Origin of the sequence: Kitasatospora sp. NPDC101235, from assembly GCF_044767505.1 — a bacterium.
GTDB lineage: Bacteria > Actinomycetota > Actinomycetes > Streptomycetales > Streptomycetaceae > Kitasatospora.
This window is the reverse complement of record NZ_JBIWNZ010000012.1, coordinates 174,333-199,402: the sequence shown is the minus strand read 5'-3', so window position 1 is coordinate 199,402 and position 25,070 is coordinate 174,333. Positions and strand designations below refer to the sequence as shown.

At 74.6% G+C, this 25,070-nt stretch carries 24 protein-coding genes and 2 pseudogenes; 13 read left to right on the top strand and 13 right to left on the bottom strand.

From position 1 onward, the window contains the following. Positions 1–260: 260 nt before the first annotated feature. Complete coding sequence (locus ACIRRH_RS21635; RefSeq protein ID WP_403069704.1) at positions 261–1,886, bottom strand: multicopper oxidase family protein; 1,626 nt, start codon at positions 1,884–1,886, stop codon at positions 261–263. Next, positions 1,879–2,340 carry a hypothetical protein gene (locus ACIRRH_RS21630; RefSeq protein WP_403069701.1) on the bottom strand — a complete coding sequence of 154 codons (462 nt, stop codon included), beginning with the start codon at positions 2,338–2,340 and terminating at the stop codon, positions 1,879–1,881. The genes ACIRRH_RS21635 and ACIRRH_RS21630 overlap by 8 nt, the downstream gene beginning before the upstream one ends. A 139-nt stretch (positions 2,341–2,479) precedes the next feature. On the opposite strand from ACIRRH_RS21630, the gene ACIRRH_RS21625 reads away from it, so the two are divergent. Continuing rightward, a complete protein-coding gene (locus ACIRRH_RS21625) occupies positions 2,480–3,379 on the top strand; it encodes a LysR family transcriptional regulator (RefSeq protein ID WP_403069698.1) in 900 nt (299 codons plus the stop codon). Between the two features lie 39 nt (positions 3,380–3,418). On the opposite strand, the gene ACIRRH_RS21620 is transcribed toward ACIRRH_RS21625, so the two are convergent. Next, positions 3,419–4,321: a neutral zinc metallopeptidase gene (locus tag ACIRRH_RS21620; RefSeq protein ID WP_403069695.1), complete on the bottom strand. Its 903-nt coding sequence runs from the start codon at positions 4,319–4,321 to the stop codon at positions 3,419–3,421. Positions 4,322–4,439: 118 nt separating this feature from the next. Continuing rightward, a complete protein-coding gene (locus tag ACIRRH_RS21615; RefSeq protein ID WP_403069887.1) occupies positions 4,440–5,276 on the bottom strand; it encodes a helix-turn-helix transcriptional regulator in 837 nt (278 codons plus the stop codon). A gap of 142 nt (positions 5,277–5,418) precedes the next feature. On the opposite strand from ACIRRH_RS21615, the gene ACIRRH_RS21610 reads away from it, so the two are divergent. After that, the gene (locus ACIRRH_RS21610) at positions 5,419–6,276 is read left to right on the top strand and encodes an NAD-dependent epimerase/dehydratase family protein (protein WP_403069692.1); all 858 of its coding nucleotides are present in this window, start codon (positions 5,419–5,421) and stop codon (positions 6,274–6,276) included. Positions 6,277–6,330: 54 nt separating this feature from the next. Here the strand turns inward: ACIRRH_RS21610 and fusA are convergent, their stop codons facing one another. From fusA to ACIRRH_RS21595, 3 genes are all read right to left on the bottom strand, one after another. Continuing rightward, positions 6,331–8,373, bottom strand: a complete 2,043-nt coding sequence (fusA, locus tag ACIRRH_RS21605) for an elongation factor G (RefSeq protein WP_403069689.1) — start codon at positions 8,371–8,373, stop codon at positions 6,331–6,333. A 374-nt stretch (positions 8,374–8,747) separates the two neighbouring features. After that, positions 8,748–9,257: a hemerythrin domain-containing protein gene (locus ACIRRH_RS21600; protein ID WP_403069686.1), complete on the bottom strand. Its 510-nt coding sequence runs from the start codon at positions 9,255–9,257 to the stop codon at positions 8,748–8,750. A gap of 139 nt (positions 9,258–9,396) precedes the next feature. Next, on the bottom strand, positions 9,397–10,347 hold the full coding sequence (locus ACIRRH_RS21595) for a DMT family transporter (protein ID WP_403069683.1): 951 nt from the start codon (positions 10,345–10,347) through the stop codon (positions 9,397–9,399). Positions 10,348–10,395: 48 nt separating this feature from the next. Here ACIRRH_RS21595 and ACIRRH_RS21590 point away from each other — a divergent pair. The 5 genes and pseudogenes from ACIRRH_RS21590 to ACIRRH_RS21570 all read left to right on the top strand — a co-directional run. Then, positions 10,396–10,902 (top strand): annotated as a pseudogene (locus tag ACIRRH_RS21590) (MarR family winged helix-turn-helix transcriptional regulator); the annotation flags it as partial. 110 nt (positions 10,903–11,012) lie between these two features. Further along, positions 11,013–11,543, top strand: a complete 531-nt coding sequence (locus ACIRRH_RS21585) for a DUF6328 family protein (protein ID WP_403069680.1) — start codon at positions 11,013–11,015, stop codon at positions 11,541–11,543. 119 nt (positions 11,544–11,662) lie between these two features. Further along, on the top strand, positions 11,663–12,265 hold the full coding sequence (locus tag ACIRRH_RS21580; protein ID WP_403069677.1) for an AAA family ATPase: 603 nt from the start codon (positions 11,663–11,665) through the stop codon (positions 12,263–12,265). A gap of 64 nt (positions 12,266–12,329) precedes the next feature. After that, positions 12,330–12,452, top strand: a pseudogene (locus ACIRRH_RS21575) (NADP-dependent oxidoreductase); the annotation flags it as partial. Positions 12,453–12,765: 313 nt separating this feature from the next. Beyond that, the gene (locus ACIRRH_RS21570) at positions 12,766–13,182 is read left to right on the top strand and encodes a zinc-binding dehydrogenase (protein WP_403069675.1); all 417 of its coding nucleotides are present in this window, start codon (positions 12,766–12,768) and stop codon (positions 13,180–13,182) included. A 62-nt stretch (positions 13,183–13,244) separates the two neighbouring features. On the opposite strand, the gene ACIRRH_RS21565 is transcribed toward ACIRRH_RS21570, so the two are convergent. After that, a complete protein-coding gene (locus tag ACIRRH_RS21565) occupies positions 13,245–13,997 on the bottom strand; it encodes a helix-turn-helix domain-containing protein (protein WP_403069885.1) in 753 nt (250 codons plus the stop codon). 273 nt (positions 13,998–14,270) lie between these two features. Between ACIRRH_RS21565 and ACIRRH_RS21560 the strand changes: the two genes are divergently transcribed. The 5 genes from ACIRRH_RS21560 to ACIRRH_RS21540 all read left to right on the top strand — a co-directional run bounded on the left by ACIRRH_RS21560 (position 14,271) and on the right by ACIRRH_RS21540 (position 17,826). Then, a complete protein-coding gene (locus ACIRRH_RS21560; protein WP_403069672.1) occupies positions 14,271–14,936 on the top strand; it encodes a DUF4097 family beta strand repeat-containing protein in 666 nt (221 codons plus the stop codon). Between the two features lie 36 nt (positions 14,937–14,972). Next, complete coding sequence (locus tag ACIRRH_RS21555) at positions 14,973–15,800, top strand: alpha/beta fold hydrolase (protein ID WP_403069669.1); 828 nt, start codon at positions 14,973–14,975, stop codon at positions 15,798–15,800. 100 nt (positions 15,801–15,900) lie between these two features. Next, on the top strand, positions 15,901–16,551 hold the full coding sequence (locus tag ACIRRH_RS21550; protein WP_403069666.1) for a GNAT family N-acetyltransferase: 651 nt from the start codon (positions 15,901–15,903) through the stop codon (positions 16,549–16,551). Positions 16,552–16,705: 154 nt separating this feature from the next. Beyond that, positions 16,706–17,248: an RICIN domain-containing protein gene (locus ACIRRH_RS21545; RefSeq protein ID WP_403069663.1), complete on the top strand. Its 543-nt coding sequence runs from the start codon at positions 16,706–16,708 to the stop codon at positions 17,246–17,248. A gap of 23 nt (positions 17,249–17,271) precedes the next feature. Next, entirely contained in the window at positions 17,272–17,826 is a 555-nt protein-coding gene (locus tag ACIRRH_RS21540) for an RICIN domain-containing protein (RefSeq protein ID WP_403069660.1), read from the top strand. A gap of 140 nt (positions 17,827–17,966) precedes the next feature. On the opposite strand, the gene ACIRRH_RS21535 is transcribed toward ACIRRH_RS21540, so the two are convergent. From ACIRRH_RS21535 to ACIRRH_RS21520, 4 genes are all read right to left on the bottom strand, one after another. Next, positions 17,967–18,668 carry an HAD family hydrolase gene (locus ACIRRH_RS21535; protein ID WP_403069657.1) on the bottom strand — a complete coding sequence of 234 codons (702 nt, stop codon included), beginning with the start codon at positions 18,666–18,668 and terminating at the stop codon, positions 17,967–17,969. A 44-nt stretch (positions 18,669–18,712) separates the two neighbouring features. After that, a complete protein-coding gene (locus tag ACIRRH_RS21530) occupies positions 18,713–19,936 on the bottom strand; it encodes an RNA-guided endonuclease InsQ/TnpB family protein (RefSeq protein WP_403069654.1) in 1,224 nt (407 codons plus the stop codon). Positions 19,937–20,249: 313 nt separating this feature from the next. Then, positions 20,250–21,443: an alpha/beta hydrolase family protein gene (locus ACIRRH_RS21525; RefSeq protein ID WP_403069651.1), complete on the bottom strand. Its 1,194-nt coding sequence runs from the start codon at positions 21,441–21,443 to the stop codon at positions 20,250–20,252. Between the two features lie 149 nt (positions 21,444–21,592). Continuing rightward, positions 21,593–21,943 carry an ArsR/SmtB family transcription factor gene (locus ACIRRH_RS21520; RefSeq protein ID WP_403069648.1) on the bottom strand — a complete coding sequence of 117 codons (351 nt, stop codon included), beginning with the start codon at positions 21,941–21,943 and terminating at the stop codon, positions 21,593–21,595. Between the two features lie 148 nt (positions 21,944–22,091). On the opposite strand from ACIRRH_RS21520, the gene ACIRRH_RS21515 reads away from it, so the two are divergent. Then, positions 22,092–23,267, top strand: a complete 1,176-nt coding sequence (locus ACIRRH_RS21515; protein ID WP_403069645.1) for an MFS transporter — start codon at positions 22,092–22,094, stop codon at positions 23,265–23,267. A gap of 88 nt (positions 23,268–23,355) precedes the next feature. Here ACIRRH_RS21515 and pgm read toward each other — a convergent pair whose 3' ends face one another. Continuing rightward, positions 23,356–24,996, bottom strand: coding sequence for a phosphoglucomutase (alpha-D-glucose-1,6-bisphosphate-dependent) (pgm, locus tag ACIRRH_RS21510; RefSeq protein ID WP_403069643.1), 1,641 nt, complete (start codon positions 24,994–24,996; stop codon positions 23,356–23,358). Between the last annotated feature and the right edge of the window lie 74 nt (positions 24,997–25,070).

Below are 25,070 nucleotides of genomic sequence, written 5' to 3'. Positions count from 1 at the left end.
CTGCTCGGGTGTGTGCGAAGGGAATTGGAGTGGACCGCCCCGTACTGCGGGGGTCGGGATTCCGGCAGCAGAGTGATCATCTGATGGGAGACCTGTGAAGGTCCGGCACTTCGCCTCGAACAGGACGGAACGTCATGTTCCGGTCGCGTTCGCCGTGTCCCGCCCGGCCCCGCCGCACACCCGCAGGCCCTCGCACCCGCCCGTGCGCCCGGTGGGCGCGGCCCGCGCAATGGGCCGGTCAAGCCGCGCGCACCGGGTGCTCAGACGACTTCCAGGTTGGCCATCATCCCCATGTCCTCGTGCTCGGCGTTGTGGCAGTGGAAGAGGTAGCGGCCGCGGTAGCCGTCGAAGCGCGTGATGATCTCCGCCGACTCCCCCGGGCGCAGCGAGACGGTGTCCTTGAGGCCGGCGTCGTGGGGCAGCGGGGGTTTGCCGCCGCGGGTGAGGATGCGGAAGCCGACCAGGTGGAGGTGGACGGGGTGGTGGGCGTCGGCGATCAGGCGCCAGATCTCGGTGTCGCCGAGGGGGACGGTGACGTCGGGGCGGGCGGGGTCGAAGGGGCGGCCGCCGATGAGCCAGCCGTGGCCGCCGTTCATCCGGCCGGCGCGGAAGGCGAAGTCGCGGGTGCGGACGGCGTCTTCGCGGTGCCAGTCGGGCAGGTCGGTGGCGAGGGCGGGTGGGATGCGGCTGTCGTCGGTGGCCGGGCGGGCGATGCGGAAGGCCATGATGTCGCGGGTGCGTCCGCTTCCCAGGCGGTTGACGATCCGCACCAGGGAGCCGACGGGTGCGGAGGCGAAGTCGACGACCAGGTCGTAGCGTTCGGCCGGGGCCATGGGCAGGCTCTGGTGGGTGACGGGGGCGGCGAGCAGGCCCTGGTCGGCGCCGATCTGGACGAGGTCGAGGCGGCGGCCGTCCTCGGTGCGGACTTCGAGTTCGTAGTGGCGGGCGTTGGAGCCGTTGAGCAGGCGCAGCCGGTGGCGGGCGGCGTCGGTCTCGTGGACGGGCCAGGGGGCGCCGTTGACGAGGATGACGTCGCCGAGGACGCCGGCGACGTAGGGTTCGGTCACTCCCGGGCGCTCGCGCAGGGTGGGGTCGAGGGAGGGGTAGGTGAGGGCGCCGTCGGCGGTGAAGGCGCGGTCGGCGATCATCAGCGGGATCTCGCGGGGGCCGGCGGGCAGGCCGAGGGCGTCCTCGGCGTCGTCGCGCACGATGTACAGGCCCGCCAGGCCGCGCCAGATCGCGGGGGCGGTGAAGTCCATGCGGTGGTCGTGGTACCAGAGCAGGGTGGGGCGCTGGTCGTTGGGGAAGGTGTGGTCGCGCTTGAGGCGGGTGGTGACGGCGCGCGGGTCGGTCATGGCGCCCATGCCGCCCCCGTGGCCGTCCATGCCCGCCATGCCGGGCATGACGTGGGGGGCCTGGGGCCAGCCGGCGGGCAGGACGAGGTCGGTGGGGTAGCCGTCGGATTCCGCGGGGGTGCGGCCGCCGTGCAGGTGGACGGCGGTGGGCACCGGCAGTTCGTTGTGGTGGGTGACGGTGACGGGCCGGCCGCGGCGGGCCTCGATGGTGGGGCCGGGGAAGGAGCCGCCGTACGTCCACAGCGGGGTGCGCAGGCCGGGCAGGATCTCGGCGCTGGTCTCGCGCTGGACGATCTCGTAGCGGTCGGCGGCGCCGTCGGTGGAGACGGGTTTGAGGACGGCGGGCAGTGGCAGCGGCACCTGGTAGGGGGGCGGCAGTTGGGCGGTGCTGCGCAGGTGGCCGCCGGTGGTGGCGGGGCGGCGGGCGAGGGTGGCGGCGGTGGCGAGGCCGGCGGTGGTGAGCAGGCCGAACGCGCCGCCGATGCCGAGGATCTGACGGCGAGTCAGGCCGCTGGTGCGGGGCTCAGGCACGGTCGTCCTCCCGCCGGGTGGGCCGGCGTGGGGGCATCGGGGTGCGCCACAGGGCGATGGTGAGGACGACGGTGGCGGTGATGGTGGCGACGCCGAGTGGCAGGTGCAGCCACAGGGCGCCGTCGAGTCCGGCGAAGTACTGCACGGTCTCGGCCGCGACCACGGCGAGGGTCGCGGTCAGTGGCCAGGCGCGGCGCAGCCGGATCCAGAGCACGAGGGCGGCGATGAGCTGGACGTAGCCGAGGGAGGTGACGGCGTTGGCGCCGGTGGCGTGCCAGCCGAGGGCGTCGTAGTCGCCGCTGAGGTAGACGCCGGCGAAGACGGGCTGGCCGAAGACGGCGGTGGTGTGGGCGGTTGCCAGGGCGCGCAGGGTCCGTCCGGCGGGCCCGGTCCGCTCCCCCGTGGCGGACCGGGCCTGCGGCTGCGGTGGGGTCCTGTCGGCGGCGATGGCCATGGGCGTCCTTCCTCGAGCCGGCGTCGGGCCGCGCTGTTTGCCGGTGTGCGGCCCTGCCCATGACGCTATGACCGTCCGGCTATCCTGTCTAAGATCAATATCGCTATGGCGTTATGACGCCCGAGGCATGGGGGCCTTGGTGGAGCTGAACACGCTCGCGCAGTTCCTGGCGGTGGCGCGGCTGGAGCACCTGAGCCGGGCGGCCGAGGAACTGCGCGTCGCGCAGCCGTCGTTGAGCCGTTCCGTCGCCCGGCTGGAGGCCGAGCTGGGGACCCCGTTGTTCGAGCGGGGCGGGCGGCTGCGGCTGAACGCGGCCGGGCACCTGTTCCGCGGCCACGTCGAGCGTGCGCTCGGCGAACTGGAGGCGGGTCGGCGGGCGGTGGCGGAGGCGGCCGGGCAGGGGCTGGGCACGGTGCGCCTGGCCTCGGAGACCTTCCTGGCCTTCGGCGGGCCGCTGGCCGCGTTCAAGCGCGGCCATCCGGGGGTGGAGATCGAGCTGCACCAGCTCTGCGCGCAGGAGATGGCCCGTCGGCTGCGGGCGCAGGACGTCGACCTCGCCGTCGTCTCCCAGCCCGTCGCCGCCGAGGGCCTGGAGTCGGTCCTGCTGCTGGACGAGGAGGTGTGGCTGGCCGTCCCGGTGGGCGACCCGCTGGCCCACCGCACCACGGTGGGCGTCGAGGAGCTCGCCCAGCGGCCGTTCATCGCCGCCCGCCCCGGGCACTGGCAGCGCCGCCTGCTGGACCGGCTGTTCGCCGCGCACGGCCTGGTGCCGCGGATCGTCTGCGAGAGCAACGAGGCCGCTGCCATCGCCGAGCTGATCAGCGCGGGCCTGGGCATCGGCCTGGTGCCCGCCATCGCCCGGCGCACCGCCACCCGCCTGCCGCTGGTGTGGGTCGGCGTCGACAGCCCCGACTGCCGGCGCTCCCTGACACTGTTCTGGGACGCGCAGGCGCGCCTGCCCGCCTCCGCCCGCCGGCTGCGCGAGGCGATCGCCGGCTGGGACTGGGCGCGGGGCGGGCCGGCGGACGGGGGCTTCTGACCGGGGCCTCTGACGGAGGCTTCCGAGGGCCGCTGCGGTTTACAGCTTGGCGGCCGAGAAGGTGTCGCACTGGGCGGGGTCGCCGCTGCGGTAGCCGGTGGTGAACCAGGCCTTGCGCTGCTCGGCGGAGCCGTGCGTCCAGGCCTCCGGGTTGATCCGGCCGGTGGCCTGCTGCTGGATCCGGTCGTCGCCGACCGCCGCGGCCGCGTCCAGGCCCAGGGCGATGTCCTGGTCGGTGAGCGAGGCGATCAGCGGACGGCCGGTGGAGGCCTGCGGGGTGGTGGTCGCGTGGTGCGCCCACACCCCGGCGTAGCAGTCGGCCTGAAGCTCCAGGCGCACCGAGCCGCTGGTGGCGCCCTGGCGGTCGCCTCCGACCTTCTGCATGGCGCCGGTGAGGGTCTGGATGTGGTGCCCGTACTCGTGGGCGACGACGTAGGACTCGGCGAACGGGCCGCCCTTGGCGCCGAAGCGGGCGGACAGATCGTTGAAGAAGCCGAGGTCGAAGTAGGCCTTCTTGTCGCCGGGGCAGTAGAACGGGCCCACCGCCGAGGTCGCCGCGCCGCAGGCGGTGGAGACCTGGCTGGTGAACAGCACGGTCTCGGCGTTCTTGTACGGGACCTTGGCGGCGCGCGGCAGCTCGGTGCGCCAGAACTCCTGGAGGCTGTTGGTGACGGCCACGATCCGGCAGTCCTGGCGCTTGTTGGCGTCCGCCCCGGTCTTGCAGGTCTTCTGCGCCTCGCCTTCGGTGCGCACGCCGGAGGAGCTGGAGGAGCCGGAGCCGGAGGACAGGCCCAGCAGCTGCGGGTCGACCCCGAGGACGACCGCCACCAGCACCGCGATCAGGCCCACGGCCCCGCCGCCGATGGCGAGCTTCCCGCCGGGGATGCCGCGCCGGTCGTCCACCTGCGAGGTGTCGAGGTCGCCCTGGTCGTCGAACTGCATTGCCCCTGCCTGCCCGCTTCTGTCGGTCGGTCGCTTTTGTGCGTTCTGGTGACGGTCTGTGCCGTGACGGCCCGGCCCAGCCTACGGGCCCCGGCCCCCGCCACGGCGCAGCGGGGTCTCAGGCGGGGGCCGGGGCGCCGACGACGCGCAGCAGTTCCAGCCGGGAGGCGCACTCGCTGCCGGGCGCGGCGGTGTGCACGAGCAGCAGCTGCTCCTCGCCGCCGGCGGCCAGCACCTCGCACTCCAGGTCCAGCGGCCCGACCACGGGGTGCAGCACCCGCTTGCGGCCGCTGCGCCGCCGGGCGACCTCGTGGCGCTCCCAGTGGGAGGTGAACTCCTCTCCGGTGGTGAGGAGTTGCTCCAGCAGTTCGGCGGCGCGCCGGTCCCCGGGGCGGGCGGTGTGGGCGGTGCGCAGGGCGGCGACGTGGGCGCGGGCGAGGTCCTCGTGGTCCTCGGGCGGGAACAGTGCCCGGGTGTCCGGTTCGGTGAACCAGCGCAGCAGCAGGTTGCGCCGCTCGGGTGCGAGGGCGGCGACGTCGCCGAAGACGGCGGCGGCCATCGGGTTCTGGGCGAGGACGTCGCCGAGGTCGGAGACGACCTGGGCGGGCGTGTCGTGCAGCCGGTCCAGGATCAGCAGCAGTCCCGGCCGTACGTGCCCGAGCGGTCCGTGTCGGCGTGGCGGCTCGTGTCCGGCCAGGCGGAACAGGTGGTCGCGCTCGTCCTCGCTCAGCCGCAGTGCCCGGGCCAGCGCCGCGAGCAGCTGCGGCGAGGGCTGCGGGCCGCGCCGCTGCTCCAGGCGGGCGTAGTAGTCCACCGACAGTCCCGCCACCTGCGCCACCTCCTCCCTGCGCAGCCCGGGCGTGCGCCGTCGCGCCCCGGGCGGCAGCCCCAGGTCGGCGGGGGCGAGCCGGGCCCGGGTGCGGGTGAGGAAGTCGGCCAGTGCCGCTCGGTCGATCATGCCCCCAGCATGACCGGCCGGGGCACGCGGCAACCAGGGATCGCCGGTCCCTGGTTCGGGAGGTCTCTGCCGCGCCGTTCGTGCCGCGGGCAGGGTGGTGGGCGTCGGAGGAGAACAACTCCCCTGGAGGGGGCGGGCGATGGCGAAGATCCTGGTGACGGGTGCGACCGGTGCGGTGGGCAGGCGGCTGGTGCCGCGGCTGGTGCGGTGGGCCGGGGCGGACGGCTCCTCGGTGCGGGTGCTGGTGCGGGACGCGGCGAAGGCGGCGGCTCTGGCGGGTGCGGGGGTGGAGGTGGTGGTCGGCGACCTGTGCGAGGAGGCGGACCGGGCGCGGGCGCTGGCGGGGGCCGAGGTGGTGCTGAACGTGGCGGCGGCGCTGCGCGGGGTGCCGGACGAGGCGGCGTGGGCGGTCAACCGGGACGCGGCGGTGGCGCTGGGGCGGGAGGCGGCGAAGGCCGGGGTGGCGCGGTTCGTCCACACCAGTACGAACCTGGTGTACGGGCGGGGGCTGGGGCGCCCCGCGGTGGAGGGCGACCGGCTCGCGCCGGATCCGGCGTGGGGGGTGTACGCGGCCTCCAAGGCGCAGGCGGAGTCGGGTCTGCGCGTGCTGGGTGACGAACTTCCTTTGGTGGTGGCACGGTTGGCGTTCGTGTACGGGCAGGGCGATCCGCACCTGGAGCAGTCGCTGCGGTGGGCGGCGAACTGGCCCGCGCACCAGCGTCTGGCGGTGGTGCACCACGCGGACGTGGCGCGGGCGCTGTGGCGCGCGGTGGTGGCGCCCGGCATCGAGGGGCGCACGTACAACGTCGGCGACGACGCGCCGCTGACGGCCTGGGACCTGTACGCGCTCAACGGGCAGGTGCACCCGGGCGGTTCGCCGCAGGAGCCGTTCGACCCGTGGGAGGGACAGGTGTCGACGGCGGCGGCGCGCCGGGAGCTGGGCTGGCGTCCGCTGTACCCGTCGGCGTGGGCGGCGGCCGATGCCGGGGCGCTGTGACGGCCGCAGGCGCCCGGCCCCGCCGCGCAAAGGGGCGGGGCCGGGCGACGCTGCTCAGCCGGCGGGGGCGTAGCCGGCCGGGCGGGTGGTGAAGGTGCCGCGGCCCTGGGTGCGGCCGCGCAGGCGCCCGGCGTAGCCGAACAGTTCGGCGAGCGGTACCAGTGCGCTGACCTGGGCGGTGGTGCCAGGGCCGGGTTCGGTGGCCCGGACGTGGCCGCGGCGGGCGGCGAGGTCGCCGAGGACGGTCCCGAGGGCATCCTCGGGCACGGTGACGCTCACCTCGGCGAGCGGTTCCAGCAGGTGCATCCGCGAGGCGCGCAGTGCCTCGCGCACACCGAGGCGGGCGGCGGTGCGGAAGGCGAGCTCGGAGGAGTCCTTGGGGTGGGTGGCCCCGTCGGTGAGGGTGACGGCGACGCCGGTGACCGGGTGGCCGCCGAGCGGTCCCTCGGTGAGGGCGTCGCGGCATCCGGCCTCGACGGCCTGCACGTACTCGCGTGGCACCCGTCCGCCGGTGACGGTGGAGGCGAACGCGAACCCCTCCTCGGCGCCTTCCGGCAGGGGGTGGACGTCGAGGACGAGGTGGGCGAACTGCCCGGCGCCGCCGTCCTGTTTGGCGTGCCGGTAGGTGAAGCCGGTGACGCCCTCGACGAGGGCCTCGCGCAGCGCGACCTTCGGCCGGCCGACCACCGCTTCGACGCCGGCCTCGCGCCGGACCTTCTCCACCGCGACTTCCAGGTGCAGTTCGCCCAGGCCGGACAGGGTGCGCTGGCCGGTCTCGGGGTCGGTGGCCACGCGCAGGGACGGGTCCTCCTCGGCCAGGCGGGCCAGGGCTGCGGCGAGCTTGTCGGTGTCGGCGGCGCGGCGGGCCTCGACGGCGACGGTGACGACCGGTTCGGCGCTCACGGGGGCCTCCAGGACGATGGGGTGCTCGGCGTCGCACAGGGTGGCGCCGACGCGGGTGTGCTTGGGGCCGATGACGGCGACGATGTCGCCGGCGCGGGCGTGTGCGGTCTCGGTGTGGCGGTCGGCCAGGACGGTGAGGATGCGGGCGACGCGCTCGCGGCGGCCGGTGGTGGTGTCGAGCACGGTGTCTCCCTGGTGCAGGGTGCCGGCGTACAGGCGCAGGTGGGTCAGGCGCCCGGTCGGGGCGGCGGTGACCTTGAACGCCAGGGCGGTCAGGGGCTGTCGGGGGTCGGCCTCGCGCTGCTGGGTGCGGTCGGCGGAGCGGGTGGGCGGGACGTCGAGCGGGGAGGGCAGGTAGGCGACGGCGGCGTCCAGGAGCGGTTCGATGCCGCGGTTGCGGTAGGCGGAGCCGCACAGCACCACGACGGCCTCGCCGGTGCGGGTGAGGTCGCGCAGGGCTGCGGTGAGGGTGGCGGCGGTGAGGGTGGCGTGGGCGCAGTACTCCTCCAGGGCGTCGGGGTGCAGTTCGGCCACCGCCTCCTCCAGGGCGCGGCGGCGCTCGGTGGCCGCGGCTTCCAGGTGGGCGGGGAGCGGGCCCTCGTGCGGGGTGCCGTCGTCGTCCCAGGTGAGGGCGCGCAGGCGGATCAGGTCGACGACGCCGGTGAACGACTCCTCGGCTCCGATGGGCAGGTGGACGGCCAGCGGGCGCGGGTGCAGGCGTTCGCGGATGGAGGCGACGGCGGTGTCCAGGTCGGCGCCGGCGCGGTCGAGCTTGTTGACGAAGGCGATGCGCGGCACGCCGTGGCGTTCGGCCTGGCGCCATACGGATTCGCTCTGCGGCTCGACGCCGGCGACCGCGTCGAACACCGCGACCGCGCCGTCGAGCACGCGCAGGGAGCGTTCGACCTCGTCGGCGAAGTCGACGTGGCCGGGGGTGTCGATGAGGTTGATCCGGTGCCCGGCCCAGGTGCAGCTGACGGCGGCGGCGAAGATGGTGATGCCGCGTTCGCGTTCCTGGGGGTGGCAGTCGGTGACGGTGGTGCCGTCGTGGACCTCGCCGCGCTTGTGGGTGGTGCCGGTGAGGTAGAGGATCCGTTCGGTGACGGTGGTCTTGCCGGCGTCGACGTGGGCGAGGATGCCGAGGTTGCGGACGGCGGCGATGGTGTTCTCGGTGGTGGTGGTGTGGGTGCGCATGGCCCGGGCGCCTTTCGAGGCGGTTCGTTTCTGGGGTGGGCGCGCGATTTCGGCAGTGCCGACGAGCCGTCGGATGCGGCTGTGTGGACAGACCCTGTGGTCGGACGGGGCCGGTGTCAGAGGGTGGCGGCACTGCTCCGGTGCCGGCCGCGCAGCGGGCACCGGGAGGACGGGGACACCATGATCACCTCGTACCGCGACGCGGGAGAGGGGGTGGCGGCGCTCTGCTTCGGCATGGCCGCTCGCCCCCCTTTCCTCGTCTCGTGCGTCACGGTCGTCGCGCGGGCCGCGCGTCGGCGCGGCTGCGTGGCGAGTGTAGGGACGCCGGGCCGCGCGGGGCGAAGGGTTTTACGGCGCCGGGTCCTGGACGGGTCCTACGGGGCCGGGCTGCGCGGCGCTCCGAAGCGCAGCACGGGCTCGGACCAGCCGTCGTCGGCGACGCCCGCGTCGAGGGCGGCGCCGATGGCGCGTTCCTCGTACGCGAAGTGGGAGTCCATGATGGCGGCGAGCCCGTCGAGTTCGCGTCCGATGGCTTCCGGGTCGGCGCCGGGGGCGGCGTTGGCGGCCTGGTCGGCGAGGTGGCGCACCCGGGTGAGGATGTGGGCGATGAAGCCGTGGTCCTCGACGAGTTTGCCGATGGTCGGCGCCAGGTCGGGCCGTTCGCGCAGGAGTTGGGCGAACAGGCCGCCGTCCTCGCCCTGGTGGTGGTTGGTCAGGGCGGTGCAGAAGGCCAGGCAGTGGGTGAGGAGTGCTTCGTCGCCGCCTGGGCGGCGGGGCCGGCCGAGGTTCGCGCGCAGGTCGGCGAGGCGGCGGCGCAAGTCCTGGTGCGCGCGGGAGAGTTGAAGGCTGAGGGCGGCCGTACGGCCGGTGGAGGGGGAGGCCACGGGTGGCGGTCCCTTCGGTTGTGCACCTCCATGCCTGACGCAGTCCGTCACCGGCACGCGATGCTCGCGCCATCGGATCACGCGCTCCGGCCGGAAGGCAAGCGGAGCCCCGGTACCCGCGGGGGTTCCGGGGCCGCCGTCACGCCCCGCCGTCACGCCCCGCCGGCGAGGTCGCGCAGGCGCAGGGCTCGGCGGCATCAGGCCCGGCGGCGGGGCCGGGCTCGGCGGCAGGCTCGGCAGCCGCGCCGGTGCGCGGGCGCCCGAGCACGATGCCGGCGACCACCAGTGCCAGCCCCGCGCCCTGGCGCGCTCCGAAGGGGTCGCCGTCCAGTGCGGTGCCCAGCAGCACGCCGGTGAGCGGGTTGAGCAGCCCGAGCAGGCCCACCGTGCCGGCCGGCAGGTGGCGCAGTCCGGCGAACCAGCAGGTGAAGGCGAGCGCGGTGGCGACCACGGTGGCGTAGCCGAAGGCGAGCAGGGTGGGCGCGTCCACCGGCGGGGGCGCGCCCTCGACGGCGGCGGCCGGCGGCAGCAGCACCAGGCCGCCCGCGGTCAGCTGCCAGGCGGTGGCGGCGAGCGGGTCGGCGCCCTCGCGCCAGCGGGCGGCCAGCACGTAGCCGACGCAGGAGACCAGCATCGCCGCCGCCGAGGCCGCCAGCCCCGCCCAGCCGATCCCCTCCCCCGGTCCGGCCAGCGCGAGGGCGACCCCGGCCAGGCCCACCACCGACCCGGCCAGGTGCGCGCGGCGCGGCCGCTGCCCGGCCAGCGCCCAGGCGGTGAGCAGCATCGCCAGCGGGGAGGCGGCCATGAGGGTGGCGGCGGCGCTGGTGGGAAGCAGCTGGGAGGCGAGGTAGAGCAGGACGAAGAAGGCGGCGGTGTTGAGCAGGCCGAGCAGGGCACTGCGCCACCACCACGCGCCGTGCGGGCGGCGGCGGGCGAGGGCGAGCAGCAGCAGGCCGGCGGGCAGGGCGCGCAGGGCGGCGCCCCACAGCGGGCGGTCGGCGGGCAGGTGGGCGTGGGTGACCCAGTAGTTGGCGCCCCAGGCGACGGGGGCGAGGGCGGTGAGCAGCACCCACCGCAAAGTGGCTTCCATGGAAGGCAATATAGCTTCCCGGGAAGCTACTGGAGTAGGGTGGCGTCCATGGAGCCCGACCAGCACGAGGACCATGTCGCCCGGGTCCAGGCCGCGTGGCGGCGCGAGCGCCCCGACCTCGACGTCTCCCCGCTGGCCGTCATCGGGCGCCTGCATCGCCTCGCCGCCCGCCTGACCGCCGAACTGACCCTCGTCTACCAGCGTTACGGCCTGGGCGAGGGCGAGTTCGACGTGCTCGCCGCGCTGCGCCGTGCCGGCGCCCCGTACGAGCGGGCGCCGGGCGAGCTGGCCGCGCACACGATGGTGACCACCGGCGCGATGACCAAGCGGATCGACCGCCTGGAGCGGGCCGGGCTGGTCACCCGCCGCCCCGCCGTGGACGACCGGCGCGGGCGCGTGGTCGCCCTCACCGACGCCGGCCGGCGTCTGATCGACGAGGCGTTCACCGCCCATCTGCGCAACGAGCACCGCCTGCTGGCCCACCTGAGCCCGGAGGAGGCCGGCGCCCTGCAGGGCCTGCTCACCGCCTGGCAGCACCGCCTGGACGGCGCTGAGGGCGCGGGCCGCGACGGCGCCCACGCGGGGCCCGGGAGCCGCAGGGAGCCGGACGGTGCGGCGGGCCGTACGGAGCCGGACGCCGGCGACGGGCCGTGAGAAGCTGACGCGTGACCAGCGCGCCGCCCCCGGACTCCCCGCCGCCCGACCACCGGCCCAACTCCGCTCCCCCGCCCGGCTGGGAGAACCCGGCCGTGCGCGCCGACCGGCGCCTGGTGGAGATGCTGCAGGAACTGCGGGTGCTCCAGACCGGCGTGCAGATCGTCTTCGCGTTCCTGCTCGGCGTCGCGTTCACCCCGCGCTTCACCCAGCTCAGCGACGCCCAGCAGGACATCTACGTCGCCACCCTGCTGCTGACGGTCGTCGCCGCGGCCGTCCTGGCCACCCCCGTCGCCCTGCACCGCGGGCTGTACCGCCACCCCGGCAAGGCACGGATCGTCACCGTCTCCGCCCGCATCGCCCAGGCCGGCCTGCTGCTGCTCGCCTCCGCGCTGACCGGCGCCGTGCTGCTGGTCCTCGACGTCGTCCTCGGCACGGCGGCGGCGGTGCCGATCACCTGCGCCGTCGCGCTGATCTTCACCGTGCTGTGGTTCGTCCTGCCCTGGGCGGTGCGCCGCTCCGCCAACCGCGACCGGACCTGACCGCGCCCGCTGCCGTACGGGCCGTGCCGGGGGCGCGGGGCCGGGCCGGAAGGCGCGCCCCGGACCGTCTCCCCCACCCCCCGCAGCCCGCCGCACCCCGAACCGTCTACCGTGCCGGTATGCACACCGACGACAGCCCCTGGGACGTCCTGCTGATCGGCGGCGCCTCCGGCATCGGCAAGAGCCGTGCCGCCGCCCACCTCTCCGCCCGGCACGGCGCGTTCGTGGTCGAGTTCGACGACGTCGTGGCCGCCCTCCAGGCCGCCACCACCCCCACCGGCCACCCCGGCCTGCACCACTTCTCCGCCCTGCCCGACCCCGACGCGCTGCCCGCCGACCGCGTCCTGGAGCTCCAGATCGCCACCGCCCGCGCCCTGGACGACGCGCTGCTCGGCGTCGTGCGCAACCGGCTCACCGTGGACGTGCCCGCGATCGTGGAGGGCGACTACCTCACCCCGGCCGCCGCCGCCCGCGCCGGCGCCGAGGCCGCCCGGCAGGGTCGGCGCGTGCGCGCGGTCTTCCTGCACGAGGACGACCCACGGCGCATCGACGCCAACTACGCCGAGCGCGAGCCCGACTCGGGCCCGCAGCCCGAGCGTGCCGCCGTCAGCGCCCGCTACAGCACCTGGCTCGCCGAGCAGGCCCGCACCCACGCGCTGCCCGTAGTCGACTGCCGCCCGTACGCCACCCTGCCCGAGCGCCTGGCCGCCGCCCTGGCGTGACGGCCGCCGGAGCGGCGGGTCAGCCCCGCCCCTGCCGCCCGCGCCGCAGCCGGGCCGCGGGCAGGTGCGGGTGCGGGTGGCGGCGGCCGGGGTCAACCCGGTGGACGTGGTCACCCGCTCCGGGGTGCTCGCCGGGGCCGGGCTGATGGCACCCCGGGCGGTGACCGGCATCGGCTGGGACGTGGCCGGGACGGTGGACGCCGTCGGTCCCGGCGTGACGCGATTCGCGCCCGGGCAGCGGGTGGTGGGCCTGCGCGACCGCCTGGACACCGACCTCGGCACCTTACGCCGAGCACGTCGTCCTGGACGCGGACGCCCTCGCCCCCGCCCCGGCGGGCGCCACCCTCGCGCAGGCCGCGACCCTGCCCCTCAACGGCCTCACCGCACTGCAGGCCCTCGACCTGCTCGACCTGCCGGCCGGCTCCACCCTGCTGGTCACCGGCGCCGCGGGCGCGGTCGGCGGCTTCACCGTCGAACTGGCCGCCCTGCGCGGTCTGCGGGTGATCGCCCTCGCCGGGGAGGACGACGAGAAGCCGGTGCGCGAGCTGGGCGCCGAGTGGTTCGTGCCGCGCACGGCGCCCGATCCGGCCGCCGCCGTACGGGAGTCGGTGCCCGGCGGGGTCGACGGCGCGATCGACGCCGCCCTGCTCGGCGTACGGGCCCTGGGCGCGGTGCGCGGGCGCGGCACCTTCGTCGCGGTCGCGGCCGGCAGCGCCCCGGCGGCCCTGCGCGGCATCCGGGTCGCCAACGTGTGGATCACCGCCGACGGCCCCGCCCTCGCCCACCTGTCCGCCCTCGCCGCCGACGGCCGCCTCACCCTGCGGGTGGCCGACACCCTCCCCCTGGAGCACGCCGCCCGGGCCCACCGCCGCCTGGAGGCCGGCAGCCTGCGCGGCCGCCTGGTCCTGACCCCCTGACCCGCCCGTGCGCAGGAAGTCGGCCCCGCCGACTTCCCACTCCCCCGGCCCCCGCGGCCCGGCTACCCCCGTTGCGGGGCGGGCGCGTCGTCAGCGACGGCCGTCGCGGGCTTGGTGTGGAGCACCTCGCGGGCCTGCTCGGCGGCGCGCACGATGCTCTCGCTGATGAAGTCGAGGAAGCGGGCGATGTTCTCCAGACGGACGGCGGCGGGGGTGCCGGGGCCGAGGACGGCGACGCCCTGACGGGCGGTCTCGATGACCTTGTCGTTGGCCCGGGCGCTGGCGATGACCGCCTGGTAGTAGAGCTCGTCGTCGACGATGTAGCGGTCGCGGCGGCGCTCGTCGCGTTCCCGGCGCACCAGGCTCTGGCTCTCCAGGAAGGAGATCGCCTTGGAGATGGACGCCGGGCTGACCTGCAGGCGCTGGGCGAGTTCGGCGGCGGTGAGGCTGCCCGCGTCCGTGGTCGACAGGCAGGTGACCACCCGGGCCCCCATCCGGTTCAGCCCCGAGCCCATCAGGACGGTGGTGAGCTGCTCCTCGTACGCGGCCACGGCCTCGCTGTCGCGCCCGTGCGGCTGCGGGCCCGACTGCGGGGCGCCGGCGGTGGCGGGCCGGCGCCGCTGGGCGCGGTGTTCGGTGGCGCGGTGGGCCAGGTCGGCGCGGTAGGCGAGGGGGCCGCCGTTGCGCATCACCTCGCGGGTGACGGTCGAGGTGGGGCGTTCCAGGCGCCGGGCGATCTCGGCATAGGGGAGGCTGTCGGCCAGCCCCAGCGCGATCTGCCGGCGTTCCTGCTGGGTGAGCCTGCCTCCCGGCATCGCGTTCTCCTCGATGGTCGTCGCTGCGTTGCTCCCGGTCGGCCCCACCATAGCGTTCACCTTCCACCCATTGCAATGATCGCAACGGCCCTCGTTGCATTACCCGGCACACCCGTTGCAACAGTTTCCCGCTATTCACCTGCAATGACGCAGTTTTTACGCAACGAACTAGTTGCCGACACTTTGAAAGCAACGTAGCGTTTCCAATGTCGGAAACACCGACCGGGCAGGCCCGAAGCCGGGTTTGAGCCCGCACCCGCACAGGAGAGCACGATGCAGAAGTTCGACACCTCCGCCCCGATCACCGTCGTCCTGGACATCCCCGGCGGGCGCGTCCGGCTCATCGCCGCCGAGCGCAGCGACACCACCGTCGAGGTCCGGCCCGCCGAGCCCGGCAAGAGCCGCGACGTCCAGGCCGCCGAGCGGACCGCCGTCTCCTTCGCCGACGGCGTCCTGCGGATCGTCACCGCCGCGGCCGAACACCAGCTCCTCGGCTCCACCGGCTCCCTGGAGGTCACCGTCCAGCTGCCGGCCGGCTCCGCCGTCCGGGGCAAGGCCGCCGCCGCCGAACTGCGCGGCGTCGGCCGCCTCGGTGACGTCGCCTTCGACGGCGCGTACCGCCACACCAAGGTCGACGAGGCCGCGAGCCTGAACCTGACCGCCGTCGACGGCGACATCGAGGTCGGCCGCCTCGCCGGCCCCGCCCGGATCAGCACCACCCGCGGCGACATCCGGATCACCGAGGCGCAGCGCGGCACCGTCGAGCTGAGCACCCAGTTGGGGAGCATCACCGTCGGCGCCGCCGCCGGCGTCTCGGCGGCCCTGGACGCCGGCACCGGCCACGGCCGCATCGGCAACGCCCTGCGCAACGACGGCACCACCGTGCTCGACATCCGCGCCACCACCTCCCACGGCGACATCACCGCCCGCAGCCTCTGACACCGGCCCCGGCCCGACACCATCCAGGGGGACACCATGACGAACAACGCCACACCCGCGACCGGCACGACGGCCTGGACCGGCATGGTGCCGGTCGACGACACCGCCCTGGCCGTCACCGACACCGGCGGCCCCGGCCTGCCCGTGGTCTACCTCAACGGCCAGTTCGCCACCCAGGGCTACTGGCGCCGGGTCCTGGCCGACCTCGGCCCGCAGTTGCGGCACATCACCTACGACGAGCGGGCCCGCGGGCGGAAGTCGAAGCGCTCCGCGGACTACTCCTTCGAGGCCGCCGTCCGGGACGTCGACGCCGTCCTCGCGGCCCGCGGCGTCGAGCGGGCGCTGCTGGTGGGCTGGTCCTACGGGGCGTTCGTCGGCGCGCACTTCGCCTCGCGCAACCCGCAGCGCACCGTCGGCGCCGTCCTGGTCGACGGCGCGCTGCCCTACGACTGGCTCACCGAGGAGATGGAGCAGCGCATCCGCAAGCAGTTCCGGCAGTGGGCCCCGCTCATGGCGCTGATGCGCCCCACCGGGCTGACCCCGCGGATGACCCACGAGCAGATGTCCGAGTGCAACATCGAGCTCGGCAGGATCGGCAGCGCCCGCGAACTGGGCCCGGTGCTGGACGCCATCACCGTCCCGACCCGGTACGTGGTCGCCTCGGGGTCGTCGCTGGGCAGCCGCGGCGACGAGCAGGAGATGATCCGCGCGGCCCTGCCTGCGGTGACCGAGCGCAACCCGCACATCGGGATCAGCGCGAAGGTCCCCAGCAACCACGGCGCGATCCTGAAGAAGGACTTCCGCGCCGTCGCCGACGCCGTGCGCGAGGTCGCCGCCCTCGACCGGCCCGGGGCCGGTCGCTGACGGCCTTGGGTGACTGTGCGTCAATCCTGGTCGCGGTCGCTGTCGCGCGGGAAGTGGAAATGGCGGTGCGCACCGTACGTCGGCTGGGCACACTGGTTCGATGATCATCGACCACTGGCCCCTGCGGGGGCTGCGCGTGACCTCGCCCCGCCTGGAACTGCGCCTGCCGACCGAGGACGAACTCGCCGAGGTGGCGGATGTCGCCGCCCGCGGCGTCCACCCGCCCCAGGAGCGTCCGTTCCTGACGCCGTGGGGCGAGCTGCCGCCGGCCGAACGGGCCCGGCACGTGATGCAGTTGCACTGGACGCGGCTGGGCCGCTGGAGCGCGCAGGACTGGGCGCTGAACCTGGTCGCCTTCCACGAGGGGCGCCCGGTGGGCATCCAGGACATGCGCGCCAAGGAGTTCGGGGTGCGGCGCGAGATCGTCTCCGGTTCCTGGCTCGGCCTGGAGCACCAGGGCAAGGGCCTGGGCACCGAGATGCGTGCCGCGATGCTCCATCTGGCCTTCGCGGAGCTGGGGACGCAGTCGGCGACCTCGCTCTCCTTCGCCGACAACCACTCCTCGCTGGCCGTCTCGCGCAGGCTCGGCTACCGCAGCGACGGCATCGACCGCGACGTCCTGGACGGTCGGGTGGTCGTCTCCGAGCGCCTGCGCCTGAGTCCCGAGGCCTGGGCCGAGCACGCCCGCACCCCGGTCACCGTCACCGGCCTGAGCGACGGCTGCCGCGCCCTGTTCGGCATCGGCGGCTGACACCGGGGCCCGCGCCTGCCTGGGCGGGCATGGCGGCGGTGTCCCCGCCGTGCCCGTCCATCGTCTGTCTACCGGGTCTTCCTACCTTCCACTCACCTGCTCGTCGGCGACGCGAGGCGTCGCCGCAGGACGAGAGCACGTCGAGAGGAACGCAGTGAAGAAGAAATTCGCCGGCGCCTTGATGGCCGGTGCCGCGCTGGCCGCCACCGTCACCATGGCCACGCCCGCCGACGCCGCGGTACCGCAGGGCTGGGCGCACGTCCTGAACCTGGGCACCGGCCAGTACCTGGACGACTACGCCCACAACACCAACCAGGGCGCCCCGGTGTACACCTACGCGCAGACCGGGCAGTCCAACCAGTGGTGGTGGGTGGCCAACAACACCAACGACATGGTCACCTTCTCCTCCTACGAGACCCAGCAGGGCGGCGCCGGCACCTGGTGGTACCGCAACCTCACGCGCGACACCGGCGACAGGGGCGTCCTGGGCCCCCAGCAGCGCTGGGTCGGCGGCCGCGGTTTCAGCCAGTTGCCCGGCGAGGAGCGCTGGTGGTACGCGGACGGTGACGCCGGGACGTACATCCACTCCAACGCCTGGAACGGCGACTGCCTGACCGCCCACGCCGGCGGCCAGGTGACGGTCGAGGGCTGCCGCACCGGCGACCACACCCAGCAGTGGGCCATCATCTACAGCTGACACACCGGAAGGAGTCACCCACCGTGAAGAGCATCAGAAGGATCCTCACCGCCGCCGGGGTGTCCGTGTCCGTCCTCGCCGGCGTGTTCGCCGTGGACGTCCCCGCTCAGGCCGCCGTTCCCCGGGGCTGGGTCCACGTCCAGAACGTGGGCACCGGCCAGTACCTGGACGACTACGCCAACAACACCAGCCAGGGCGCCCCGGTGTACGCCTATCCGCAGACCGGGCAGAACAACCAGTGGTGGTACGTCACGATGACCTCCACCAACAACGTCGTCTTCTCCTCCTACCAGACGCGGTCGTGCGACAACCTGTTCTGCACCGACACGAAGTACCGGAACCTGCGCCGCAGCTTCGGCAACACCGGCGAGCTGTCCGAGTACAACCAGTGGTACGACCCGTACGACAACACCGGGACCAGGTCGCGCTGGTGGTACGCGGCCGGTGACGCCGGGACGTACATCCACTCCGCCGACGGCGACCAGGGCTGCCTGACCGCCCACGCCTGGAGCCAGGTGACGATCGAGGACTGCCGCACCGGGGACCACAACCAGCAGTGGTCCGTGATCTACAGCTGACCCACTCCGGGTGGGCCGCGTCCCGGCACATGGGCACGGCCCACCCGCACGCGTTGATCGAGCGTCTACCGGCGGGGTCGCGGTCCGTGCAACGGCGCCGTGACGAAGGGGTGCCCAGGCGGCCCGGCGGTTCGCGGGCCTCAGGTGCGCAGGGCGGCGGGCAGGTCGGCCAGGGAGTGCAGGACGTGGATGCCGTCCTCGACCGCGGCTGTGGTGGCGGCGCGGTCGAGCCAGAAGGGGTGCAGGCCGGCGGCGCGGGCACCGAGGGCGTCGAGGTCGTACTTGTCGCCGACGTAGGCGACCTGGTGCGGGGGCAGGCCGAGGCGGGCGCAGCCGGCCCGGAAGATGCCGGGGGCGGGTTTGGCCTCGCCGTGCTCGTCGGAGCAGACGAGGGCGGTGTCGGCGAAGTGGTGCAGCAGGCCGGTGGCGTGGAGCTTGTCGCGCTGGTGGCCGGTGGAGGAGTTGGAGACGATGCCGAGGCGGTGGGTGGGGGCGAGGGCGGCGAGGGTGGGGGCGGCGTCGGGGAAGGCGGCCCGGGCGGCGTCGCGGTGGGCGGTGTAGCCGGCGAACCAGGCGGCGGCGGCCTCGTCGGGCATGGCGGTGGTGTCCTCGCCGAGGCGGGCGAGGAAGTGCCGGGTGCGCTCGTGCTGCTGTGCGGTGAAGGTCAGTTCGCCGGCGAGGAAGCGCGCGTACTGCTCCTCCATGACCTCGCGCCACAGTGCCGTGGCCGCCTCGGGGTCGGGGAAGCGGCGCAGCAGGTCGAGTCGGTGCAGGTGGGCGAGGATGCCGGCGCGTTCCGATCCGGTGTAGTCGAAGAGGGTGTCGTCGACGTCGAAGAGCACGCCTTTGACATCCTCCCCTCCCTGAGGGGAAGGGGATTCCTGGCTCACGCTGCCTGATCGCCCTGCGGGCGTTCAGGTCTTCCGCGATCGGCACCAGCCGGGTTGAGACCAGCCCGGACGAGCATCACACGGGCGGAGTTCTTGTCTCTGGGGGACGAGCTCCCGCACGCGGTGCACGAGTAGGTCCTCTCGGAGAGGGGAAGGCGGTGCTTGGCTCTCGCACCGCAGTACGCGCAGTCCATCGTGGTGTGCGCGGGGTTGACCAGATGCACGGTCCGGCCGTGCTTGCGGGCCATCTCGACCAGCGCCGCCTTCGTGGCGCCGATCGCGGCGTCGGCCGCCTTGCCGGCCATGGTGGTCCTGGCGAGGAACTTCGGCCGGAAGTCCTCCACCGCAATCGTGTCGTGGTCGCGCACAACGGTCTTGGCCCACTTGCGGGCGGTGTCCTGGCGCTGGTTCGCGACCTTCCGCTGCAGCTTCGCGGCCTGCCGCCGGGCCTTGCGGTAGCCCTTCGTCTGCGCCTTCCCCTTCGGCTGCCGCCTGCGGGCCATCTGCCGCTGGTAGCGGGCGAGTTTCTGCGCGGCACTCTTCCCGTGCCGGGGATGGGGAAGGTCGTGGGCGTCGCCGGTCGTCGTGGCGATCTCCGTGACACCCCAGTCGATCCCGATGACGCGCCCGGTGGCAGGCAGCGGCTCGACGACCGCGGGGACCACGAAGCTCGCGTACCAGTGCCCGACGGCGTCCTGATACACCCGCACGCTGGACGGGTCCGAAGGCAGGTCGCGAGACCACACCACGGTCACCACGATGCCGCCGGCCAGGTGCAGCCGGCCGTCCTTGATCCGGAAACCGCGCCGCGTGTAGTTCAGCGACGGCCGCGCCTCCCGTTTCTTCTTCGGCTTCGGCATCCCGGCACGCCGACGCATCGGCAGCTGCGCCTTGATGTCCTTCATGGCCTTGGCGCGGGACGTGGCGAAGTCCAGGATGGTCTGCTGCTGCGGGACCGACGCGCCCTCACGCAGCCACGCCGTCGCGCCGCGTGCCTGGGTCAGGAGCCTGTCCAGGTCGGCCGGCCCGCAGGTGCGCCTGTTCTCAACGTCGGCCCGGTTGCGCAGATGGATCTTCCGCGACATGTGGACACACTCGTTCCACACCCACCGACACCGGCCCCACTCCGCCTCCAGCAACGCGGACGCGGTCGACGACACGCGAAGCCGGTAGGTATACCGGGCATGCCCGGCACCCTCCGCAACCTGCCGTGTCGTCATGTCCCGCAACCTAACAGGACCCACTGACAACGAAAGAAAGCGCAGGCCAGAACAGCCGCACAGAGAACTCCGCCGCCGCGCGACTCCGAGTCCCCCATTCCTCCCCCGGCTGAAGCCGGGGGCATCCTGGGAGAGATCTGGTGATCGGCACGGTCCGTCCTTTCGCCCTGCGTCCGCCCGGGTCCGCCGGTCCGCCTGTCGCCGGTCCGTACAGACCCTACGCGGTCGTCGGTGCCCCGCCCCACCGCGCAGGTGGAGGAGCGGATCGCGGAGCTGGTGCGGCGCGCGGTGGGCTGAACCGGCGGAACGGGGTTCAGGCGTCGAAGCGGATCTCGGGCCAGCGGGGTGTGGGGGCGTCCAGCAGGGGGGTGGGGATGCCGTGCAGGTGGAGGTTGAAGTAGGCGGTGAGGTAGGTGCGTTGGGCGGCGACGGCGCGGTGGGGGTCGCCGGTGCCGAGGAAGTGTTCCAGCTGGTCGGCGGGCCAGGCGAAGGCGCTCTGGCCCTGGGGGATGAGCAGTTGGAGGTCGCAGTAGGACAGGTGTCCTGAGCGGGTGAGGGTCAGGCGGCGGCGCCAGCCGGTCAGGTGTGGCCACAGGGTGTCCCACATGGTGTCGCGGGTGGGGCTGTCCCAGGCGGAGGCCATCAGCAGCAGGGGGCGGGGCTGGTCGGCGGTGGCGCTGGTGTTGAACAGGGGGCCGTCCAGGACGGCGCCGGCGCGGATGCGGGGGTCGTCGTGCAGGGCCTGGGCGGTGGTGGCGCCGCCCATGGAGTGGCCGAACATGCCGACGGCGTCGAGGTCGAGGGTGGTGTGGAGGCCGGCGGGCAGCGGGCCGCTTTCGAGGCGGTCGAGCAGGCAGCGGGTGTCGGCGGCGCGGTAGGCGACGATCTCGGCGTCGGTCATCGCCTGGACGCGGGCCTTGTCGCGTACGTCGAGGCGGTGGCCGGGGAATTCGACTTCGCCGGCGTCGTAGGTGTGGTCGACGGCGGCGACGACGTGGCCGTGGGAGGCGAGTTCCTCGGCGAGGGCGGTGTTGAAGGCGCTGTCGGCGCCGGAGCCGTGGGAGTTGAGGACGACGGGGTGGCGGCGTGTGCGGTCGGCGGGCGCGTTCGGGCGGGCGTGGGTGGTGGGCCAGGTGAGGCGGGCGTCGGGGACGGCGAAGTAGGCGGCCTGGAGGTGGGCGGTCTCGGCGGGGCTCATCCACGGTGCGCGGGGGCCGCGGGCGCCGGGGGCGGCCGGGTACCAGAGGCGGGCGCGCAGTTCGCGCGGGCGCGGCACGGGGGCCCAGGCGTCGGTGCGGGTGGGGTCGGTCAGGTACAGCAGGGTGGTGCCGACGGGGTGGGGGCCGGTGGGTGCGGGCAGGCTCAGGCGGGGCTCCCCCGCGGTGCCGGCGGGTGTGGTGTCGGCGTGTGCGGGCCCGGCGCCGGCGGCGACGGTGGCGGCGCCCAGGGCGAGGGCCCCGAGGACGCCGCGGCGGGTGAGCGGACGGCCGGGCTGAGGTCTGGTCATGCGTGGCTCCTCGGGCGGTTCGGCGGCGGCGTGCGAGTCCACCGTGCCGACCGGGCCCGCCGGGGCGCGTCCGTCCGTGGCAGGAGCCGCCCGCGGTGCCGTGCGACCGCGGGCCTACGCCTGCGGCGGCAGCCTGGTGCGCCGGCCCCCTATGGGCCAACCGGCTTCTGGGGGGCGGGAGTTGCCGAGGCCGTCAGGAGCGCGTCGAGCAGGCCGGGGAAGCGGGTGTCGAGGTCGGTGCGGCGCAGGCTGACGAAGCGGTTGCGGCCGGCGACGCGGGTGGTGGTGACGCCGGCCTCGCGCAGCACCCGCATGTGGTGGGAGACGGTCGACTTGTGGAGGTGCTCCAGGCCCAGGCCGCGCGGGTCGCAGGAGTGCTCGCCGCCGTCGGCGTAGCCGAGCAGCAGGGTCATGCGTACGGGGTCACCGAGGGCGTGCAGGACGGTGACGAGGTCGATGTCGGCGGTGGCGGGCTGGGGAAGCCGCTCGTCGTCGCTCATGGCGCACGCTCCTCGGGGCCGCGGGCGGGGAATGAATGGTTTGACAATCATCCACCAATCCCCGAGTGTTTGACGAGCGTCAAACTGTTGCACGGCCATCCAACAGTTCCGTCCGACCGTCCACCCTTGCGCCCCGGGGGGCTCTCCCGTGCCCGTACGTCTGCTCCTGCTCGCCCTCGGCACCTTCGCCATGGGCACCGACTCGATGGTCGTCGCCGGCATCCTCGGCCCGATCTCCGCCGACCTGGGGGTGTCGGTGCCGGCCGCCGGCCAGCTGGTCACCGTCTTCGCGCTCGGCTATGCGCTGCTGGCCCCGGTGCTGGCCACGCTCACCGCCCGCTGGCCGCGCCGGCGCCTGCTGCTGACCGCGCTCGCGGTGTTCAGCGCGGCCAACGCGCTCAGCGCGCTCGCCCCCGGCTACGGGCTGCTGCTGGCTACCCGCGTCCTGGCCGCGGCCGGCGCCGCCCTCTACACCCCGACCGCCAACGCGGTGGCCACCACCCTGGTCGCCCCCGAGCGGCGCGGCCGGGCGCTGGCGACGGTGCTGGGCGGGATGACGGTGGCCACCGCACTCGGCGTGCCGCTGGGCACCTGGGTGGGGCGCACCGACTGGCGGATGACGATGTGGCTCGTCACCGCCCTGGGCCTGGCGGCCCTGGCGGGCCTGGCGCTGCTGCTGCGCGACCTGCCCGCCCCCGCCGCCGCCCCCACCCTCAAGGCGCGTCTGGCGCCGCTGGCACAGCGCCGGGTGCTGGGTGCCGCGGCCACCACGCTGGTGTTCTTCCTCGCCTTCCAGAGCGTCTACATCTACCTGGCCACCGCCGTCTCGGGTGCCACCGGCGGCGACGCCGACCGGCTGAGCGTGGTCCTGCTGACCTGCGGCGTGATGTCGGTGGCCGGCAGCTGGCTGGGCGGGCGCCTGGTGGACCGCCTCGGGGTGCGGCGGGTGCTGCTGGCCGGCTCGGCGGTGGCCGCCGGCGCGTTCGCCGCGCTGCCGTGGCTGGGGCGCAGCATGCCAGGGGCGCTGGGGTACGCGATGGTGGTGCCGTTGGCGGGGTGGGCGGTGTCGGTGGCGTTGCCGCACCGGCTGGCGTCGATCGATCCGGGCAGCGCGCCGCTGCTGATCTCGCTGAACAGCAGTGCGCTGTACCTGGGGACGGCGGCCGGGGGTGTGGCGGGGTCGGCGGCGATCGCGGTGCTGGGCGGGCGGTGGTTCCCGTTCGCGGCGGCGGTGCTGGCGCTGGTGGCGTGCGCGGTGGCGGCGGCGACCACGCGCGACGGGCGGGCGGTCCGGGCCCGGGTGCCGGAGCCCGTCCGCGTCTGAGGAAGGGGCCGTGCCCCGCTCCGGTCGCGCCCCGCTCCGGTCGCGCCCCGCTGCGGCCGGGGGCCGGAGCGGGGCACGGGTGCCGGGTTCAGCCCCGCAGGACCTCGCCGACCAGGGCGCGGGCCTCGTCCTGGACCCGGGCGAGGTGCTCGTCGCCGTGGAAGGACTCGGCGTAGATCTTGTAGACGTCCTCGGTGCCCGAGGGGCGGGCGGCGAACCAGGCGTTCTCGGTGCAGACCTTGATGCCGCCGATCCGGGCGCCGTTGCCGGGGGCCTCGGCGAGGACGGCGGTGATCTCCTCCCCGGCGATCTTGCCGGCGCCGACCCGTTCCGGGGAGAGTCGGGCCAGGCGGGCCTTCTGCTCGCGGTCGGCGGGGGCGTCCACGCGGGCGTAGGAGGGGGCGCCGTGGCGCTTGGTCAGTTCGCGGTAGTGGGCGCTGGGGGTGGCGCCGGTGACGGCGGTGATCTCGGCGGCCAGCAGGGCGAGCAGGATGCCGTCCTTGTCGGTGGTCCACACCCCGCCGTCGCGGCGCAGGAAGGAGGCGCCGGCGCTCTCCTCGCCGCCGAAGCCGATCGAGCCCTCCAGCAGACCGTCGACGAACCACTTGAAGCCGACCGGGACCTCCACCAGGGTGCGGCCGAGGTCGGCGGCGACGCGGTCGAGCATCGAGGAGGAGACCAGGGTCTTGCCGACGCCCGCGTCGCCGGGCCAGTCGGCGCGGTGGCGGTAGAGGTAGTCGACGGCGACCGCCAGGTAGTGGTTGGGGTTCATCAGGCCGCCGTCGGGGGTGACGATGCCGTGGCGGTCGGCGTCCGCGTCGTTGCCGGTGGCGATGGCGTACTCGTCCTTGCGGCCGATGAGGGAGGCCATCGCGGCCGGGGAGGAGCAGTCCATGCGGATCTTCCCGTCCCAGTCCAGCGTCATGAACCGCCAGGTCGGGTCGGTCACCGGGTTGACGACGGTCACCTCCAGGCGGTGGGTCTCGGCGATGCGCTGCCAGTAGGCCACCGACGCGCCGCCCAGCGGGTCGGCGCCGATGCGCAGGCGTGCCTCGCGCACCGCGTCCAGGTCCAGGACGGAGGGCAGGTCCTCGACGTAGGCGGTGAGGTAGTCGTGGCGCCCGGTGGTGGCGGCGGCCAGCGCCCGCGCGTAGGGGACCTTCTTGACGCCGCGCAGGCCCTCGCGGATCAGCTCGTTGGCGCGGTCCTGGATCCAGCCGGTGGCCTTGGAGCCGGCCGGGCCGCCGCTGGGCGGGTTGTACTTGAAGCCGCCGTCGCGCGGCGGGTTGTGCGAGGGGGTGATCACGATGCCGTCCGCGAGCGCGCGGGGGCTGCGCCGGTTGTGGGCGAGGATCGCGTGCGAGACCGCCGGGGTGGGGGTGTAGCCGTCGGCGGCGTCGATCAGCACCTGCACCCCGTTGGCGGCCAGCACCTCCAGGGCGGTGGCCTTGGCCGGCTCGGACAGGGCGTGGGTGTCGGCGCCCAGGAACACCGGGCCCGCGACGCCCTGTTCGGCCCGGTACTCGCAGATCGCCTGCGTGGTCGCGGCGATGTGGTCCTCGTTGAACGCCGCGTCCAGCGACGAGCCCCGGTGCCCCGAGGTTCCGAACGCCACCCGCTGCCCGGGCTCCTGCGGGTCCGGGTTCAGCGCGTAGTACGCCGTCACCAGCCGTGCCACGTCCACCAGGTCACCGGGCTGCGCCGGCTGCCCGGCCCGTGCGTGTGCCATCCGTCTTCTCCCGCCGAAAGTCGGTAACTCGCGATACGTCCTCGCTCCGCGCTCACCGATCGTAGCCAGAACGC

Bases quoted from the DNA above. Each gene is read 5' to 3' on its own strand.
- ACIRRH_RS21630 (WP_403069701.1), bottom strand. From the start codon at position 2,340: ATGGCCATCGCCGCCGACAGGACCCCACCGCAGCCGCAGGCCCGGTCC.
- ACIRRH_RS21620 (WP_403069695.1), bottom strand. From the start codon at position 4,321: ATGCAGTTCGACGACCAGGGCGACCTCGACACCTCGCAGGTGGACGAC.
- ACIRRH_RS21580 (WP_403069677.1), top strand. From the start codon at position 11,663: ATGCACACCGACGACAGCCCCTGGGACGTCCTGCTGATCGGCGGCGCC.
- ACIRRH_RS21610 (WP_403069692.1), top strand. From the start codon at position 5,419: ATGGCGAAGATCCTGGTGACGGGTGCGACCGGTGCGGTGGGCAGGCGG.
- ACIRRH_RS21525 (WP_403069651.1), bottom strand. From the start codon at position 21,443: ATGACCAGACCTCAGCCCGGCCGTCCGCTCACCCGCCGCGGCGTCCTC.
- ACIRRH_RS21530 (WP_403069654.1), bottom strand. From the start codon at position 19,936: ATGACGACACGGCAGGTTGCGGAGGGTGCCGGGCATGCCCGGTATACC.
- ACIRRH_RS21520 (WP_403069648.1), bottom strand. From the start codon at position 21,943: ATGAGCGACGACGAGCGGCTTCCCCAGCCCGCCACCGCCGACATCGAC.
- ACIRRH_RS21560 (WP_403069672.1), top strand. From the start codon at position 14,271: ATGCAGAAGTTCGACACCTCCGCCCCGATCACCGTCGTCCTGGACATC.
- pgm (WP_403069643.1), bottom strand. From the start codon at position 24,996: ATGGCACACGCACGGGCCGGGCAGCCGGCGCAGCCCGGTGACCTGGTG.
- ACIRRH_RS21550 (WP_403069666.1), top strand. From the start codon at position 15,901: ATGATCATCGACCACTGGCCCCTGCGGGGGCTGCGCGTGACCTCGCCC.
- fusA (WP_403069689.1), bottom strand. From the start codon at position 8,373: ATGCGCACCCACACCACCACCACCGAGAACACCATCGCCGCCGTCCGC.
- ACIRRH_RS21565 (WP_403069885.1), bottom strand. From the start codon at position 13,997: ATGCCGGGAGGCAGGCTCACCCAGCAGGAACGCCGGCAGATCGCGCTG.
- ACIRRH_RS21595 (WP_403069683.1), bottom strand. From the start codon at position 10,347: ATGGAAGCCACTTTGCGGTGGGTGCTGCTCACCGCCCTCGCCCCCGTC.
- ACIRRH_RS21555 (WP_403069669.1), top strand. From the start codon at position 14,973: ATGACGAACAACGCCACACCCGCGACCGGCACGACGGCCTGGACCGGC.